Source organism: Sulfitobacter sp. D7, from assembly GCF_003611275.1.
In the GTDB taxonomy this organism is placed as follows: domain Bacteria; phylum Pseudomonadota; class Alphaproteobacteria; order Rhodobacterales; family Rhodobacteraceae; genus Sulfitobacter; species Sulfitobacter profundi.
This window is the reverse complement of the sequence record NZ_CP020694.1, coordinates 2,966,712-2,982,819: the sequence shown is the minus strand read 5'-3', so window position 1 is coordinate 2,982,819 and position 16,108 is coordinate 2,966,712. Positions and strand designations below refer to the sequence as shown.

The following is a 16,108-nucleotide window of genomic DNA, read 5'->3' as shown; positions in this document are numbered from 1 at the left end:
TCGCTATCTAGGCCTGTCGGCACTTTGGGTTTCGCCTGGCACTGCTGCTGTCCTAGCCTTGTTCGGATGGCTCTAGGCGCAGGTGGAAGCTGTCGCCGCGGGACACACATTTACAGCTTATGGTGGCGTCCATATAGCGGCCTCGGTTGTGTGGATGTGGTGGGCAAAAGTAGGCCTGACAGCCGGGAACTGCTCGGCACCGTTATTTGTTTGCTAGGGGCAACAGCCGCACCGCATGATCACTAAGAAATGGGCCCGTTCGGCTCAAGCGAAATCTGGAAAGACGAAAGAACTCCGGAATAATAGCTCGTCGTTTGAGTTTGCAATTCTGCAAGTTCTGGGATTAAGAATAGCGCATGGTAGAGCAGAAGAATGCATCGGAAAGACGCACACTCTGGATCGTTCTGGGGCTGAACATCGGGTTGGCTATCGCCTTCTTTATCTCGGGCGCATTTGGCGATTCAACCGCCCTTATCGCCAATGGTCTCGACAATTTATCAGATAGTTTTGTCTACGGGATCAGTCTCTTTGCCTTGTCCCGATCCGCGAAGTGGAAGCGTGGAGCGGCGAATGTTTCGGGCGGCCTGCTGATCCTTTTCGCCGTCGGCATCCTTTATGATGCTTGGCGTCGCTACGTTGGCGGATCGGATCCTCTTGGCATAATCATGATCATCATGGCACTGGTCGCGGCGGGCATTAACGCGCTCTGCGTTTGGCTGTTGGCACGTATTCGCGATCCAGATGTGAACATCCGCGCGGCGAACACATTCAGCTGGAACGATTTCGCCGCCAATCTCGGCATTATTGCCGCAGGCTTACTCGTGGCTTGGCTTGGAGCGAATTGGCCCGACCTTATTGTTGGCGTTATTGTTGCTGGCATTGCTGCTTGGGGCGGTGTCGGAATACTGAAAGACGCACATGGTGAACATCATAAGGCTGTTTGCCATGACGATTAGGTAGGGACGTGGGCTTGACCGGAGGGGTAATGACAGTTTAGCGCGCTGTGATTGTTTTTCTTCTGGCCTTTCTACGCTGTCTATCTGATCAAGCGAAGGACTGTAATTCGCTCATATCCTGTCCGATTTAGGAAAAACCTTGGAAGGACTTCACATGACCCTCACACGCCGCCGCCTGCTGGTCTGTTCCGCAAGCTCATTCGCCGCTGCGCCATTCGCAGTTTGGGCTGAAGAAAAGCCTACCATCCACGTGATGAAAGATCCTAATTGCGGTTGCTGTTCGGCTTGGATCGACATCTTGAAGAAAGACGGTTTTGAAGTAACCACTGAACGCAGCTTTGGGACGCTGTTGATCCGGCACAAGTTGGACAGCGGCATCCCGCAGAATATGACCTCCTGCCACACCGGCGAAATCCAAGACTATATGATCGAAGGTCACGTCCCGCCCGCCGACATCCGCAAACTGCTTTCCGAGCGCCCGGATGCCATCGGCCTTGCCGTGCCGGGTATGCCCTATGGCTCACCAGGTATGGGGTCAGAAGATGAACGCGAAGCCTATGAGGTCTTTCTAATCTCCCGCGATGGCAGCACAAAAGTGTTTTCACATTACGACCCGGCGTGAGGACACTGCGCTGAAACTTGCTGCAAAGTGTGGTGACAGGAACCTCAGAGCCAATCTTTTGGTTTGCACTGTGTCAACCAAAGCAAGGAGTAAGATCATGCAAGTTCAGGACATCATGACAAGCAATCCCACCTGCTGCGGCCCCGACACTTCGATTCAGGAAGCAGCAACCCTTATGGCTGAAAAATCTGTCGGCTCCATTCCGGTGCTTAATGACGCCGGTGAGCCCGTTGGCATCGTGACGGACCGCGATATCTGCTGTGGTGCCGTTGCGCAGGGCAAGACGGTCGAGACGCCGGTTTCAGAAATCATGTCGAACGACCTTCTGACCGTGTCTGCTGACGACGACGTTGAAAGCTGTTGCAACAAGATGGAAGAAAAACAGGTTCGGCGTAGTGTGGTCACCGACGAAAGTGGTAAATGCTGTGGCGTCGTCGCCCAAGCGGACGTCGCCCGAGAGGCCAGCGGGGCGGAGACCGCGGAGTTGGTGGAAGAAGTTTCGCAACCCAAGGAGAAATCGGGCTGCTGCTGACAGCTCAATGAGCCCAACGGTTCATCCGGATAAGGGCTTTCCGTTTTTGCCAATGGAAAAGATTAGAACGCGGTGTTGGACCGCGTTCTAATCAGGCCAACAGAAAGAGGCGCGGCCGATGGCTCACGATCACGCCCATATTGATCCCGAAAGTGGTGACCGCAGGGTATCCATTGCGATTTGGGCGAACGCACTGCTTACGGCGGCACAGATCGTCGGCGGGATTTTCGCCGGGTCGCTGGCGCTTATTGCTGATGCGCTGCATAACTTTTCTGACATGGCCTCATTGGTTATCGCCTTCGTCGCCCGAAAAATCGCGCGACGTCCAGCGGATGAACGCATGACCTTCGGCTATGGCCGGATCGAAGTCGTTGCCGCCCTGATCAACTACACCACGCTTATCCTTGTCGGGCTTTACCTGATCTATGAAGGCGGGATGCGCATGATTGACCCGCCGCAAGTCGCGGGTTGGACTGTCGTGATCTTGGGCGGGGTCGCGCTTGTAGTCGACACTCTTACGGCGCTGCTGACCTACTCAATGCAAAAGGGCAGCGTGAACATCAGAGCGCTGTTCCTGCACAATTTATCGGATGCTTTGGCTTCAGTTGCGGTAATCATCGGCGGCACGCTGATCATACTTTACGATCTACGGTGGGTTGATCCGGCAATCACCATCGGCATTGCCCTTTATATCCTATACCTCGCTCTAACTGAGATCGGCGACCCTATACGTATGCTGATGCTGGGCAGCCCGCCTGACATGGATGCGGGTGCGGTGGTTGAAGCGATGACGAACGTCGAGGGTGTGCGCGATGTGCATCACGTTCACCTATGGCAAATGCAGGAACATGAGGTCGCACTCGATTGTCATGTGGTTTTGGAGGGAACAGGTCTCGAGGACCTTGAATCTGCAAAAGATACCCTCAAAGGAATATTGGCAGACGACTTTGGCATCACCCATTCAAGCCTTGAGTTTGAAACCCTCGGCAATGCGCATGAGAATGCATCACTGTTCGGTCATGCGGATCGGCGAAAGAGTAAAGGCGAAGGAACCGGCACAGATTGAGCGGCAGCCGAACTCGCGAAGGCTGCGCGCCGCCTTGAGCAGCGTCCCGCCCATATGAGCGCATTCCGCCATTCTTCCGCTTTCCTTTTTCGACCAAGGATCGACATTTCAACGACGTGCTCCTATATCACCGTCATGCGCATTCTGCTTCGCCTTGCCACGTTCTGCCTATCACTCGTTCTGCTAACGGGTGTGTTGGCGCATGATCTGGCGGCGGCGAACATGTCGATGGAGATGTCCGGCATGACCGCATCCTCGACAAGTGATGAGGAAGAAGCCTGCGCAGCTTGTTTGCCGGGGGAGCAGAGCGAGGTTGTCTGCGACATCGATTGCACGGCACCTGTCTTTATCTTTTCGCAGATGCATCAGTCACCCATAGAGAGCATTCAGCGCTTCTTCATGCCTGCGCCTGCGGATCTCAGCCTTGCCGGGCTTAATCCCGGGTCTGATCCTTTCCCACCAAGAACCACCTTCCTGAGTTGACCGGCCGCACCGAAGCGTGACGGCCCGGTCTCGCGTTGTCTGCTGCCAAGCGACGGCAGAGCGATCGACCTTATCCGTCACTTTCGGGAACGACCTTCATGTCACTTTATCAATCGCGCGATATTTCGCGTAGACGCATGCTGTCCAGCGGACTCGCCGCCATGGGTGCGGCGCTGACCCTACCTCATGTGTCATATGCAACCACTCAGGGGGCTTCGATCCGGGCCCTCGGATACGACGGCAACGCATTGATCGTCGCGTATGAGCATGCTCTCTGGCGCGTCTCCACCGCAAATCAAATAAGCGAACGGCCACTTGATCAGACAGTCACCGCGATCGCCAGCCACCCCGAGGCTTCGGGCAGTCTCTTTGCGGCGGTCGAGCCAACCGGTCTCTTGCGCAGCCGCGACGGCGGGCGCACGTGGACCAACGCAGGTGCAGGTTTGCCTCCAGTCCGGGTTACTGCTCTGACCCAAGCGGCCCTTGAGCCAGATTTGCTCTATGCTGCGCTTGCGGGTGACGGGCTCTGGCGCAGCGAAGACGCCGGTGAAAGCTGGGAGTTCGTGATGGACCGGCCCTATCTGAACGGAGCCGAGCAGGAGGTGCTCACGCTCGTTTCTGTGGGAAATCCGACTGGCATGGGCGGCATCTGGCTATATGCCGGAACTGAGGCAGGACTAACCCGCGTGCCCGATTGCTTTTGTCGCTGGCAGGATGTGACGGCGGGTAATGCCATGGATGCTCTGGTCGAGGGTAAAGCGCTGCCGCCCACGACACCGCTGCCTGTAGGGCAGCCTGTCCCACATCTCGCGCTCTCGCCCAAAGCACCGGAGCAACTCTACGTGGGCCTCGACAGTGGCCTTTGGGCTTCGGCAGACGCAGGGGTGAATTGGTCGCTGGTTGCTGATGGAAAAATCGACGCACTGGCTGTCGATCCTGCCGATCCTCAGCGTCTGACCGTTGTTCGCGACGGCAATCTTTCTGTCAGCCGCGATGGCGGCCTGACGTTCGACACTCTCGACATCTTTGAAGGAGACAAAAATTGAACAGTAAATTCACCCTCGGCACGGTTGCCGCAATCACAGCCGCCGGCATCATTGGTTTTGCCACCTTCGGCATGGCCGAAAGCGACAGAGCGCCTGACACGGATACCGCTGCGATCACCGTTCCGGCTGACCGCCAGATGACCATTTGGCGCGATCCGTCCTGTGGCTGCTGTGACGCCTATGCCGATTATGCAGAAGAAAACGGTTATCATGTCACCCGCATTGACGACCGCGATTTTGACAAGCGTTCTGTCGAAGTTGGCGTGCCAGAACAGGGGCTCGGTTGCCACCTCGCTGAGGTCGATGGCTATTACATCAGTGGTCTGGTCCCTGTGGAGGTCATTCGACGCCTAACGTCTGAACGCCCCGAGATCACCGGCATTACGCTGCCGGGTATGCCCAGCAACGCACCCGGCATGGCGGGCAAGAGTGGCACCCTCAAGACCTATGCCTTCGGCGAGGACGGCGTGGCCGTGTATTCAAATGAGTGAGGATGGAATGATGGAAATGATGAACGGATCTATGATGAATGGGCCGATGTCGGCCGGAATGATGATCGGCTGCGGCCTGTTGTTCCTTTTGGTGCTGGCGGTGCTGGTTCTGGGCGTGTTGGCTCTGGTCAAATACCTGAGGCGCTCGGCATGAGAGCGTTGATCGTAGCCGCTGTGGTTGGCATCACGGGCGCCGCTGCGGTTGCTGTCTGGGCCGGGGGGAAGGAAGACGCCCCCCCGGCGCTCACCGTGCTTGGCGTGCCTGTGGATGCGGAAATGCTCGATCAGGGCGCTGACCTCTATGCGGAGAACTGTGCCTCCTGCCACGGCGCAGACCTCGAGGGCCAACCGGACTGGCGCAGGCGGCTCGACAATGGTCGCATGCCCGCGCCGCCGCATGATGAAACGGGCCATACATGGCACCATGCCGATCAGCAGCTTTTCGACATTACCAAGAACGGGCTGGCCTCGGTCGTGCCGGGTTATGAAAGCGACATGCCCGTGTTCGAGGGCATTCTGAGTGACGCGGAAATCACAGCGATCCTTGGCTATATCAAGAGCACATGGCCCGAGCGTGAACGCAATTATCAGGCCGAGATCACCTCGAAGAACGAGGAAGGATCATGAGCAACCAGGATCAAGCTGCGCCCAAGTGGCGATGGTCCCTTCTGATCGCCGCGCTTCCTGCGGCGGTCTTCGCGGCCATCGCGGCGGCTTTCCTATGGGGACTGTTTAACAATGAAGACAGCCTTCCGAGCACCATGATCGGCCGGGACATCCCAGAGTTTGATTTGCCTCCAATCGAAGGACGCGAAAACGGCTTGTCGACATCAGATCTCCGCGGCGAAGTTTCACTCGTAAATGTCTGGGCCTCCTGGTGCGTGCCATGCCGGGTCGAGATGCCGCTGCTGGTGGAGCTTTCTCAGACCGGCAGCGTGTCAATCCACGGCATCAATCTAAAGGACAAGCCAGCCGCTGCACGCAGGTTTCTCGCAGAACTCGGCGATCCCTATGACCGGATCGGTGCGGATAGCTCTGGCCGGGCCTCTATTGACTGGGGCGTTTACGGAGTGCCGGAAACCTTTGTGATCGATTCAAAAGGGCGCATTGCTTACAAACATGTTGGCCCCTTCAACCGGCACTCTCTGGAAAACGACATTCTTCCAGTGGTGCGGCGTTTGCAACAGGAGCAGGGGGCATGAAGCGGCGCGGTTTTCTTGGCGGCGCACTGGCGCTCGGGGCCACGCCGGCTGCGGCGCGTCCGGTCATGGCCGAGCACAACGCGCCCTTACCAATGCTCTCGCCGCCGATCACCGACGGGAGGGGCCGGGACCTGACTTTGGCAGATTTCCGGGGAAGCACGGTGTTGCTTAACATCTGGGCGACATGGTGCGCCCCTTGTCGTGATGAGATGCCAACCCTCGACAGACTACAGGCAAAGCTTGGCGGGCCAGAGTTTCATGTGCTCGCCTTGTCGATCGACAGGGGTGGTTTCGACACCGTCCGCGCATTCTATTCCGACATCGGCATTCAGCATCTCGCTCTCTACGCCTCGGATCAATTGAGGGCGATGATGGCTCTTGGCGTTGTCGGCTTGCCGACGACACTTCTTGTTAGCGCCGAAGGCCGCGAAGTCGCCCGCAAAGTGGGACCGGCCGATTGGGACAGCCCAGCGGTAATCTCTCAAATCAAACGCGTCATTTCTAAAGGATGAACCCAACAGTGACCCAAATTTCAAACAACGACAGGCCAGCAAGTGCGATCCCCATGCCTTCGCGGCGACAGAGCCTCATGCTGACTGGCTTTGCCGCTATCGGTGGCGGCACTGCGCTCAACTGGGACTGGCTGACTGCTGTTGGTGCGGCACCTTTGATCCTTAGCCTCGCCCCTTGTGCCGCTATGTGCGCTCTGGGGCTTTGCATGCGCGGCGGCTCTGCCGGCTGCGCTAAAAACGATCCGACAATCAAGCCGGACACCACGACAGACTAACACTCAACCCAAGAAGGAACTGGCATGACTTACAAAATGAAAATCACGGCTGCTGCCCTGACCGGCATGATGTTGGCCGCTCCCATCGCTCAGGCACAAGATGCAAAACCAGAAACGGACGATATGCCGATGGCCGAAGGTCACAGCATGAACGGCGAGATGTCCGGCATGAAAAACATGGAAGGCATGAAGGGTATGGAAGACATGATGCCCATGATGAAAATGATGTCTGATATGGGGCCGATGATGGAAGCCTGCACAGAGATGATGCAGTCCATGATCGACCACATGAATTCTGCGCATGGCGAAGATCAAAAGGGCTGAACCTCGGTCCGCCCGTCTGACTGGCGGGCGGATCATTCTATTGAAAGAAGTATCATGACTAAGATTACGCCGGCCCGTCGTCGGCTAAGCATTGCCCTGTGGGCGAGTGCTATCGCTGCCGCCGTGCTTGTTGCGGGCCTTGCCCTGCTGCGCCCGGACAACGTTCCTGCCGGCCAAACGGTCTATCGCGGCGACGCTGACATCCGTTCAGAATTCTCGTTGCTCGACCACAACGGTCAGGTCGTTAGCCAAAAGGACTACGCAGGCCGCTGGCAGCTTGTGTTTTTTGGCTTCACCCACTGCCCAGATATCTGTCCAACCACCTTGGCATATATGGGTAACGTGCTGGAACTGCTGGGCCCTGAAGCTGATGAGATTGCTCCGCTCTTCGTGACGGTCGATCCAGAGCGCGATACGCCTTCGGTTCTGAAGGAGTATGTCGCGAACTTTCACCCGAATCTGATCGGGTTGACCGGAAGCGAGGACCAAATCGCCGAGGCGACCGAGGCCTTCAAGGTTTACAACGAGAAAATTCCCGCAGAAACGGCGCCCCACGGATACATGATGGCCCACGCCGGCCATATTTACCTGATGAACCGCAAGGGTGAGTTTGACGCTGTTTTTCTTGAAAGCGCGCAACCAGCTGAGGAGATGGCCGAACAAATCTCCATGCGTATCGCGAAAGAGAAACGGACCCAATGACCCAAAAATACACCCCCACCACATGGCGCAGCGCCCTCTTACTTGTTGCCAGCCTACTTTTGGCCTCACCGGTTTTTGCCGATCATCCGGGTGAGAACCTTAATCAGGTGATGGCTGCCAAGGAAGCCGCCTTCGAACCGATCTTGCCCGACGACGCACCAGACCTCGCTTGGATAGGGGCGGCGCATGAAAGCACATCCCTCAATGCTTTGAGGGGAAAGATCGTGGTTCTGAGCTTTGTGCCCGAAGGTTGTGGCGATCCTTGTGAGGCACAACAAGCTACGCTCACCGAAACGCTCACTGCGCTCAACTCCAGCGCGATGCGCGATATGGTGGTCTTTGTTACCCTTAGCGACGAGCCGCAAAGCGGTCCCGCTACGCAGAACAGGATATTCGCGCGGACGCCAGACCCTGAAAAACTTAGTCATGCAAACGCTGCTCTCGCTGGGGTAAGCGAACGGAAAGACCTAACCCCTCAGGTCCATCTGCTGAACCGCGCAGGCCAGCAGGTCGGCATTTTTCACGGCGCTGATTTTGAGCCGCTTAACCTCTTGCTCTATATCAATGGGCTGACCAACACCCATCCTCATGCTGAACCCAGCTTCTGGCAGCGAATGACTGGATGGTTCTTATGAAATCTTACAGCACGATCACGGGACCCCATTGGCTTTCCGCACTTCGGCGTTTTGCCGTAATCACCTTCCTGGGGCATCTCATTTGGGAGGCAGGACATATTCCACTTTATACCATCTGGGTTGAGGGGACGTGGGGTGAGATTATCTTTGCTGCCGTGCATTGCACCGGAGGCGATCTACTGATCGCCATGAGCAGCCTATTGCTTGCCCTGTTCTTCTTTGGCACCGGCTCTTGGCCGCAGAGGCGGGTATATCCTGTTTTAGGCGCAATGTTGGTGATGGGGCTTGGCTACACGGTTTTCAGCGAATGGCTAAATATCGAATTGCGCGAAGCATGGGCCTACCGCGAGATCATGCCGGTCATTCCGATCATCGACGCCGGGCTAACCCCTATGTTGCAATGGATCTTCGTTCCCCTCGCGGCCTACTTCGGCGCGGTTAGGCATTCCTCCCGGAAGGTGGGCTTGCCTGATGCTTGATGTTTCCTCTCTCGGGCTCATAGCGGCTTTGCTTGCCGGGATAATCTCCTTTGTGTCACCTTGCGTCTTACCTTTGGTCCCGGGCTATGTCTCCTATATCGCGGGACGAACTGGGGTTACTGGGGCGCATCGCAGCCGCAAACAAGCGGTTTGGTTAAGTTTCTGTTTCGTATTGGGGTTTTCGACGATTTTCATAGGGCTCGGGGCTTCGGCAACGGCTCTGGGGCAAGTGCTCCTGCGTTGGCGGTTCGAGTTAAACCTGATTGGCGGCGCAATCGTAATCCTTTTTGGGCTGTTCATGCTCGGGGCCGCCCGGATTCAGGCCATGGAACGTGACATGCGTTTCGACATTGACCTTCCCGGCGGGCAGCCGGTGGCATCCTACGTTCTGGGCCTTGCTTTCGGCTTTGGTTGGACCCCATGTATCGGACCGATCCTGGGTGCGATCCTAACAGCAAGTGCTGCCAGCGCCACAGTATCTGAAGGGATCGGATTGTTGGCTGTCTACTCAGCCGGCCTTGGAGTGCCATTCCTCATCGTTGCGGCTTTTACGGAGCAGGTTGCGGCCCGTCTGCGTGCCATCGGCTCTCTCGGGCGACGGCTCCATCAGGTGGCGGGGGGGATTATGATCGTTATGGGTGTCACTATGATGACCGGACAGCTCAGCGCTTTCTCATGGTGGCTCTTGGAAACCTTTCCGGTGCTGGGACAGATCGGCTGAAATTAACTTGGAACTCTCCCGCACTGGAAAGGGGTTGTCTTCGTATAGGGTTAGTTTCGACCAGCAGTAGATAGGGAAATGAGATGATGGACGGTGATATGATGGGCGGCGGGATGATGTTTGGGATGGGGATCGGCTGGCTTTTGATCATCGTGATCCTCATTTTGGTGATCGCAGCGCTGGTTAAGTATCTGCGCAAGTAAAGCAGGAGACTGGCAATGAAGGAGTCCGACAAGCTAGTCATCGTCGTCACCGGTTCAAGCGGATACCTCGGGGCGGCGGTCGTCAAACGATTGCACGAAGAATACCGTGTCGTTGGACTGGACCGCCGCCTCATCCCCCGCATCAGGCCGAATGTATCTCATCCTCCACATCATGCTGAATGTATCTGCTTTGCTGGATACCTCATTCCTCGAACTGCCCAGCCCCTGTCATGCTTTTTTGAGCAGACGGTTCTCGAGTGTTAGGTCGGCCGCGCATTCTTTCAGAGCCATGGCTTCCGATCTCAACTCCTTTACCTCAGGGATGTCGCCTGACGCGCTGTCTCGCCGGAAAGACGACGATTTCCAGTCTCAAGGAATTCCTTCGACCAAGTTCAGTACAGGCTGTCAGAGATGCCCTTGCGGCGACATAACGCCGAGATGCTTTCCTCCCCGCGCAATCCGGCTAAAACAATTCTGATTATCTCCTCCGCCGAGTAGGTCTGGCGGTCTTACGGCGGAAGTTCTTGACCAGCTTGTTAGCTGCGTCTTTCGATGTTCCGGGCTTCTTGTTCATCTTCGCTCCTTAAAAGCTACGATGAACCAAAAACACTCCGTCGTTCAAATTCTCAAATCTGTCCCCCGGGGTCCTGGCGTCAGGCAGCGGACGCTTAACGATCGAAGCGTTACGCTAGCGTAAAGACGTTGGTGCGACTTCAAAAATAGATTGGAGAAACCGACAAGGATTGGTCCCAATACATTTCAGTATGACGCACATCTCGACCACATCTAAACGACGTTCTCCCAACTCATACTTGGCTACGTAAGAAGGAGGCTTTCCTAGCATTTTCGCAAGCTCAGCTTGTGAAAGTGCTGCAGCCTTCCGGCTTTCGATCAATTTTTTGCGGAAAACCAAGTATGTCTCCGTGTGCGCGGCGCCTGCCAATGTTTTGCTCCAATCGTGCTCGACAGGGTGCAATACGTTGGTTAGTCAGGCACTCCCAAAATAGGAGTGATTCGTGTCCCCAATAAATGGCCAACTTTCTGCCCTCGGTCTAAGCAATGATCTTGTTCTGCCCTTTTTACTCGTTTGGTATGGTTGGCTTTCTAAAGAGCAAGCTGGCGTTGCGAAAAAGCGGCGGCTCATAGTTATCAAGTGCAAGCTATCTGCCGAACCTGATGGAGGGCGTGCGTTTCTAACAGAGCGCGGGAGACGCAAGTTAAAAGCTTTTCTTGCAACCGACGTAGATCACGAAATGGCGTACGTTTATGCTACCTATCTAAAGGAGTACGGCAAGGTCAGCTCTGATCGTTGGTGCATGTACGCGGGCACTCCTCTCGGAGGCGGAGCAAGCGGGTTTGATTGGTATCACAATAAGGAAAATCTCATGCCATAAGGGCTTTTCGCTGACCTGCTCCCCTTAGTCCGCTATTTTGAGTTAGCTCTGTTCAGGTCTGGGTCTTTTACTAACCGTTGGTGATGCTCTCACGGAATGAGCCCGTCGAGGCTCGTGTGTGGGCGATGGGGATTGTAGTCCTCGCGCCAGGCAGAGAGCAGGTCCCGGGCTTGGCGCAGGTCGGCGAACAAATGCTCGCTGAGGCATTCGTCCCGCAGACGGCCATTGAAGCTTTCCACGAAGCCGCTCTGCATAGGTTTTCCGGGGGCGATGTAGTGCAATTCGACGCATCGCTCCTCCTGCCATTGCAAGATGGTGTTCGATGTTAGCTCCGTTCCATAGCACGTAGGGAAGAAGCGCCGCTGAGAGGTTCTAGCAGCTTCCGCAACCCTCAAATTGCGCAGCGGCTAGCCATAACCGGGTCTCAGGTCTCAACAGTGGTTTTGCATAACCACACCGCTGAGGAGACCGGCAATGGCGGCTATCTATGCTACCCTTGTCAACCGTGTTGGTCGCCATCGACATGAGGTTCTGATCAGCACTCCCGGCAAGTAGCGCCGCCGCCGCATATCGATCATGAACACGCTGGAAGATTTCGACCGCTTAGCCATAAATCCCGCCAGCTACGCCCGCAACAAGAGCTGCGGTTTGCCGGGAAGGCCCAGTAGGTCAGCCCACATCACACGTGAGCAAAATCGTGTTACTCGACTGGTTGTCGGTACATCTGTGGAATCACCACATACAAATCGACATGGCCGACACACTATTACTGCGGCGCAACGGCTGCGCACCGAACCGACCCGATCTGAGAAATCTGCAAACAGACCCACCTTTCAATCTTGTGAGCCCGAGATTCTGGGTGGAAAACTCTGTATCACCTATTAGGTGACGATCTGGACGCTCGCCGATAGGTTGCGATTGGGAAGAAAAAAAATATACCCATGGAGAATACTGTTAAGGTTGCAGTTTCAGAACGCGCCGATCTACCTGATTATAAAGAGAATTTACTCGCTCACTCACTCACCGGGTAGAAAAACAAGTTAAATACGATTTCCGCCCTACACAAATCCATGCGCGGCTCGGACCCGGACGCGGCGCTTTATTGGCTGGGCCGGATGCTGGAGGGCGGGGAGGACCCGCGCTACCTGATGCGGCGCATTACCCGCATGGCGGTTGAGGACGTTGGCCTCGCCGATCCGCAGGCGCAGGCTTTCTGCCTTCAGGCATGGGAGACCTACGAACGGCTTGGCAGCCCCGAGGGGGAGTTGGCCATCGCGCAGGCGCTGACCTACATCTGCCTCGCGCCGAAATCCAACGCCGTCTACAAAGCCTACAAGGGTGCCCGCAGGCTGGCCCGCAGTACCGGGTCAGAGCCGCCGCCCAAGCATATCCTCAACGCGCCCACTAAGCTGATGAAGGAGCAGGGCTACGGCAGCGGCTATGCCTATGACCACGACGCCGAAGACGGGTTCTCGGGGCAGAACTACTTTCCCGACACGATGGAGCGCCCCAGCCTCTACGAGCCGGTGAAACGTGGCTTCGAACGGGAGTTGAAAAAGCGACAGGATTACTTCGCGGGGCTGCGGGCCAAGCGGAAAACTTGACTCCGGGCCGCGCCCGCGCGATGGGGTGTCGATGATGAAAACACTGATCATGGTGGCGCTCGGCGGCGCTCTGGGCGCGTGCTTGCGCTACCTTGTCGGTCTGACCGTCGGCTTCCCGCTGGGCACGCTGGCAGTGAATGTCGCGGGCTCGCTCGCAATCGGGGTGGTCTGGGTCGCACTGGCGGATAAGGCGCTGTTGCTGCCCTTTCTGATGACCGGCCTGCTTGGCGGCTTCACCACCTTTTCGGCGTTTTCACTCGACACGATGCGGCTGCTTGAAACAGGCCGCGCCGCTGTCGCATTTTCATATGTGGGGGCCTCGGTGATCTTGTCGCTGGCCGCCTGTTTGCTGGGCCTCTGGGTGGCCCGAGAGGTATTGGCATGAGCCGCGTACAAACCATTACCGTCGCCGAAGGCGATGGAGACCAGCGGCTGGACCGTTGGTTCAAGCGGATGTTTCCGCAGATCAATCAGGGGCTCATCGAAAAGATGTGCCGCAAGGGCGAGATTCGCGTCGATGGGGGCCGGGTCAAGGCCAACACGCGGCTCGAAGCCGGCCAAGAGGTGCGCGTGCCGCCGCTGCCCGACAGCGCCCCGCCGCCCCCGCCAAAACGGACGCGCATTACCGATGCTGATGCCAAGATGATCCGCAACTGCGTGATTTACCGCGACGAGCATGTCATCGCCCTGAACAAACCGCCGGGTCTGGCCGTGCAGGGCGGCTCGGGGCAGGCGGATCGCCATGTCGATGCGCTGTCTGAGGCGTTGATCTTTGACGCCGAGGAAAAACCGCGTCTGGTGCACCGGCTTGACCGTGATACCTCGGGCGTGCTGCTGCTGGCGCGGACCCGTTTGGCGGCCAAGGCGCTCACAGCGGCGATGCGGCACCGCGAGACGCGCAAGATTTACTGGGCCATCGTCGCCGGTGTGCCGACGCCGTACTTGGGCGAAATCAAATACGGTCTCGTTAAAGCTGGCGGTCATGGCCGCAGCGGCGAGGGCGAGAAGATGATCGCCGTGCATCCGCGCGATATGGATGACACGCCGGGCGCGAAACGGGCGCATACGCTCTATGCCACGCTGTTCCGCGTCGGCTCGCGCGCGTCTTGGGTGGCGATGGAGCCAGTCACCGGCCGCACGCACCAGCTGCGCGCGCATATGGCCGAGATCGGGCATCCGATTGTCGGCGATGGGAAATACGGCGGCTCGGGGCAAGAGAACCTCGGCGACGGCTGGGGCGCGCAACTGGGCGGGATCATCTCGAAAAAGCTGCACCTGCACGCGCGGATGATGCGGTTTGAGCATCCCCATACCCGCAAGACGGTTACCATCACCGCCGAGTTGCCCGAACATATGGCGCATAGCTGGGACACCTTTGGCTGGACCGAAGATCTTGCCGACGAAGACCCCTTTGAGTCGCTGCAATGAGCAAGCCACTGCGTTTGGTGATCTTTGACGTCGACGGCACGCTGGTCGACAGCCAAGGCGATATCGTGGCTGCGATGACCGCGGCCTTTGCGGCTGTCGACGCGCCCGCGCCGAGCCGTGCCGAGATCCTGTCGATCGTCGGCCTGTCGCTTGATGTGGCAATGACCGTGCTGACGCCCACACGCCCAACCGGCGATCACCTTGCGATGGTGGAGGCCTATAAGGCCGCCTATATGACCCTGCGGGCCGAGGCGGGCGTGGCGCAATCCTCGCCGCTTTATCCTGGCGCGCTGGACACGTTGCGGCGTCTTCATGGCCAGCCGGAGGTGCTGTTGGGCGTTGCCACGGGCAAGTCGAAACGCGGGCTTGATAAGTTGATCGCCGGGCACGGGCTGGAGGGGCTTTTTATCACCCAGCAGGTCGCGGATTTTCACCCCTCCAAGCCGCATCCGTCGATGATCCATCAGGCGATGGCCGATGCCGGGGTGGGGCCGGAGGCGACGGTGATGATTGGCGATACCTCTTTCGACATGGACATGGCCGCCGCCGCCGGGGTGACCGGGATCGGGGTCAAATGGGGCTATCACGGTCCGGAACGGTTGGCCGCCGCCGCGCATCTGGTTGAGGAATTCGCGGCGCTGCCCGCACTGCTGGAACAAATCTGGAGCATTCCCGCATGAGTGACTGGAAAGCCAAACGCTTTTGGAAAGACGCCGCCGTGGTCGCGGTCGAAGACGGTTTCACCGTAGAACTGGATGGCCGCCGGGTGAAGACCCCGGCCAAGCGCCCCCTGACCCTGCCGACCCGCGCCATGGCCGATGCCGTGGCCGCCGAATGGCAGGCGCAGGAAAAGCAGATCGACCCCCGCACAATGCCGGTGACCAAAACCGCCAATGCCGCGATCGACAAGGTCGCGGTGCAAAAGGCCGAGGTCGTCGACATGCTGGCGGCCTATGGGGACAGTGACTTGCTGTGCTACCGCGCCGACAGCCCCGAAGAGTTGGTCGCCCGGCAAGCAGCGCAGTGGGATCCGATGCTGGATTGGGCGGCAGAGACACTCGGCGTCCGTTTGGAGCCGCGACAGGGCATCATGCATGCCCCGCAAACGCCCGAAGCCTTGGCCGAGTTGCACCGCCGGACGGCGCGGCTCGTTGCGTTCGAACTGGCGGCATTTCATGACCTCGTCAGCCTGACCGGTTCGCTGATCCTTGGCTTTGCCGCGCTGGAGCAAGCCTTTGACCCCGAAGAGATTTGGGCCTTGTCGCGGCTGGATGAGAATTGGCAGGCCGAGCAGTGGGGCCGCGATGACGTGGCCGAGCAAGAGGCCGAAATCAAGCGACAGGCGTTTTTACATGCATGTGCAATTATCGTGCTTTGCAAAGCTGCTTAACTTGATAAAAGCTTTGCCACGCGATGTGAAAACCCGCCCTGAT

22 protein-coding genes and 4 pseudogenes are annotated in these 16,108 nt (G+C 57.6%); 23 read left to right on the top strand and 3 right to left on the bottom strand.

The genetic code is table 11. From position 1 onward, the window contains the following. Positions 1–356 precede the first annotated feature (356 nt). The 17 genes and pseudogenes from B5M07_RS14490 to B5M07_RS19605 form a co-directional block, all read left to right on the top strand. On the top strand, positions 357–956 hold the full coding sequence (locus B5M07_RS14490) for a cation transporter (protein ID WP_120351833.1): 600 nt from the start codon (positions 357–359) through the stop codon (positions 954–956). Between the two features lie 154 nt (positions 957–1,110). Next, positions 1,111–1,578 carry a DUF411 domain-containing protein gene (locus tag B5M07_RS14485; protein ID WP_120351832.1) on the top strand — a complete coding sequence of 156 codons (468 nt, stop codon included), beginning with the start codon at positions 1,111–1,113 and terminating at the stop codon, positions 1,576–1,578. Between the two features lie 97 nt (positions 1,579–1,675). Further along, positions 1,676–2,110 (top strand): CBS domain-containing protein, encoded by a 435-nt coding sequence (locus B5M07_RS14480; RefSeq protein ID WP_120351831.1) that lies wholly within the window; start codon positions 1,676–1,678, stop codon positions 2,108–2,110. 118 nt (positions 2,111–2,228) lie between these two features. Beyond that, positions 2,229–3,176, top strand: a complete 948-nt coding sequence (locus B5M07_RS14475) for a cation diffusion facilitator family transporter (RefSeq protein WP_120351830.1) — start codon at positions 2,229–2,231, stop codon at positions 3,174–3,176. Positions 3,177–3,230: 54 nt separating this feature from the next. Further along, on the top strand, positions 3,231–3,659 hold the full coding sequence (locus B5M07_RS14470) for a hypothetical protein (protein WP_205570872.1): 429 nt from the start codon (positions 3,231–3,233) through the stop codon (positions 3,657–3,659). Positions 3,660–3,757: 98 nt separating this feature from the next. Then, positions 3,758–4,705: a WD40/YVTN/BNR-like repeat-containing protein gene (locus B5M07_RS14465; RefSeq protein WP_254693934.1), complete on the top strand. Its 948-nt coding sequence runs from the start codon at positions 3,758–3,760 to the stop codon at positions 4,703–4,705. After that, the gene (locus tag B5M07_RS14460) at positions 4,702–5,196 is read left to right on the top strand and encodes a DUF411 domain-containing protein (RefSeq protein ID WP_120351829.1); all 495 of its coding nucleotides are present in this window, start codon (positions 4,702–4,704) and stop codon (positions 5,194–5,196) included. Before B5M07_RS14465 ends, B5M07_RS14460 begins: the two co-directional genes overlap by 4 nt. Before the next feature lie 16 nt (positions 5,197–5,212). After that, on the top strand, positions 5,213–5,350 hold the full coding sequence (locus B5M07_RS19505; RefSeq protein WP_162931771.1) for a hypothetical protein: 138 nt from the start codon (positions 5,213–5,215) through the stop codon (positions 5,348–5,350). Next, positions 5,347–5,823 carry a c-type cytochrome gene (locus B5M07_RS14455; protein WP_093743403.1) on the top strand — a complete coding sequence of 159 codons (477 nt, stop codon included), beginning with the start codon at positions 5,347–5,349 and terminating at the stop codon, positions 5,821–5,823. The genes B5M07_RS19505 and B5M07_RS14455 overlap by 4 nt, the downstream gene beginning before the upstream one ends. Beyond that, on the top strand, positions 5,820–6,398 hold the full coding sequence (locus tag B5M07_RS14450) for a DsbE family thiol:disulfide interchange protein (RefSeq protein ID WP_093743404.1): 579 nt from the start codon (positions 5,820–5,822) through the stop codon (positions 6,396–6,398). The genes B5M07_RS14455 and B5M07_RS14450 overlap by 4 nt, the downstream gene beginning before the upstream one ends. Next, complete coding sequence (locus tag B5M07_RS14445; protein WP_120351828.1) at positions 6,395–6,910, top strand: TlpA family protein disulfide reductase; 516 nt, start codon at positions 6,395–6,397, stop codon at positions 6,908–6,910. The genes B5M07_RS14450 and B5M07_RS14445 overlap by 4 nt, the downstream gene beginning before the upstream one ends. 299 nt (positions 6,911–7,209) lie before the next feature. Next, the gene (locus B5M07_RS14435; protein ID WP_120351826.1) at positions 7,210–7,509 is read left to right on the top strand and encodes a hypothetical protein; all 300 of its coding nucleotides are present in this window, start codon (positions 7,210–7,212) and stop codon (positions 7,507–7,509) included. Between the two features lie 54 nt (positions 7,510–7,563). Next, positions 7,564–8,211: an SCO family protein gene (locus B5M07_RS14430; RefSeq protein ID WP_120351825.1), complete on the top strand. Its 648-nt coding sequence runs from the start codon at positions 7,564–7,566 to the stop codon at positions 8,209–8,211. Further along, entirely contained in the window at positions 8,208–8,846 is a 639-nt protein-coding gene (locus tag B5M07_RS14425; protein WP_120351824.1) for a hypothetical protein, read from the top strand. Before B5M07_RS14430 ends, B5M07_RS14425 begins: the two co-directional genes overlap by 4 nt. Further along, entirely contained in the window at positions 8,843–9,325 is a 483-nt protein-coding gene (locus tag B5M07_RS14420) for a hypothetical protein (RefSeq protein WP_254693933.1), read from the top strand. Before B5M07_RS14425 ends, B5M07_RS14420 begins: the two co-directional genes overlap by 4 nt. Then, on the top strand, positions 9,318–10,046 hold the full coding sequence (locus B5M07_RS14415; RefSeq protein ID WP_120351822.1) for a cytochrome c biogenesis CcdA family protein: 729 nt from the start codon (positions 9,318–9,320) through the stop codon (positions 10,044–10,046). Before B5M07_RS14420 ends, B5M07_RS14415 begins: the two co-directional genes overlap by 8 nt. A 218-nt stretch (positions 10,047–10,264) precedes the next feature. Further along, positions 10,265–10,336 (top strand): annotated as a pseudogene (locus B5M07_RS19605) (hypothetical protein); the annotation flags it as partial. Positions 10,337–10,434: 98 nt separating this feature from the next. Here B5M07_RS19605 and B5M07_RS19600 read toward each other — a convergent pair. After that, positions 10,435–10,823, bottom strand: a pseudogene (locus tag B5M07_RS19600) (transposase); the annotation flags it as partial. 114 nt (positions 10,824–10,937) lie between these two features. Next, positions 10,938–11,144, bottom strand: a complete 207-nt coding sequence (locus tag B5M07_RS14400) for a helix-turn-helix domain-containing protein (RefSeq protein ID WP_120352280.1) — start codon at positions 11,142–11,144, stop codon at positions 10,938–10,940. 121 nt (positions 11,145–11,265) lie between these two features. On the opposite strand from B5M07_RS14400, the gene B5M07_RS19500 reads away from it, so the two are divergent. Further along, positions 11,266–11,643: a hypothetical protein gene (locus tag B5M07_RS19500; protein WP_162931875.1), complete on the top strand. Its 378-nt coding sequence runs from the start codon at positions 11,266–11,268 to the stop codon at positions 11,641–11,643. An 89-nt stretch (positions 11,644–11,732) separates the two neighbouring features. On the opposite strand, the pseudogene B5M07_RS14395 reads toward B5M07_RS19500, so the two are convergent. Further along, positions 11,733–11,981: pseudogene (locus B5M07_RS14395) on the bottom strand (integrase core domain-containing protein); the annotation flags it as partial. 705 nt (positions 11,982–12,686) lie between these two features. Between B5M07_RS14395 and B5M07_RS14390 the strand changes: the two are divergent. From B5M07_RS14390 to B5M07_RS14370, 5 genes and pseudogenes are all read left to right on the top strand, one after another. Then, positions 12,687–13,247, top strand: a pseudogene (locus tag B5M07_RS14390) (replication-associated recombination protein A); the annotation flags it as partial. Between the two features lie 31 nt (positions 13,248–13,278). Then, entirely contained in the window at positions 13,279–13,632 is a 354-nt protein-coding gene (locus B5M07_RS14385) for a fluoride efflux transporter FluC (protein WP_120351821.1), read from the top strand. Continuing rightward, positions 13,629–14,675, top strand: coding sequence for an RluA family pseudouridine synthase (locus B5M07_RS14380; protein WP_067622210.1), 1,047 nt, complete (start codon positions 13,629–13,631; stop codon positions 14,673–14,675). The genes B5M07_RS14385 and B5M07_RS14380 overlap by 4 nt, the downstream gene beginning before the upstream one ends. Further along, complete coding sequence (locus B5M07_RS14375) at positions 14,672–15,355, top strand: HAD-IA family hydrolase (RefSeq protein WP_120351820.1); 684 nt, start codon at positions 14,672–14,674, stop codon at positions 15,353–15,355. Before B5M07_RS14380 ends, B5M07_RS14375 begins: the two co-directional genes overlap by 4 nt. After that, on the top strand, positions 15,352–16,065 hold the full coding sequence (locus tag B5M07_RS14370; RefSeq protein ID WP_120351819.1) for an ATP12 family chaperone protein: 714 nt from the start codon (positions 15,352–15,354) through the stop codon (positions 16,063–16,065). The genes B5M07_RS14375 and B5M07_RS14370 overlap by 4 nt, the downstream gene beginning before the upstream one ends. Positions 16,066–16,108 lie beyond the last annotated feature (43 nt).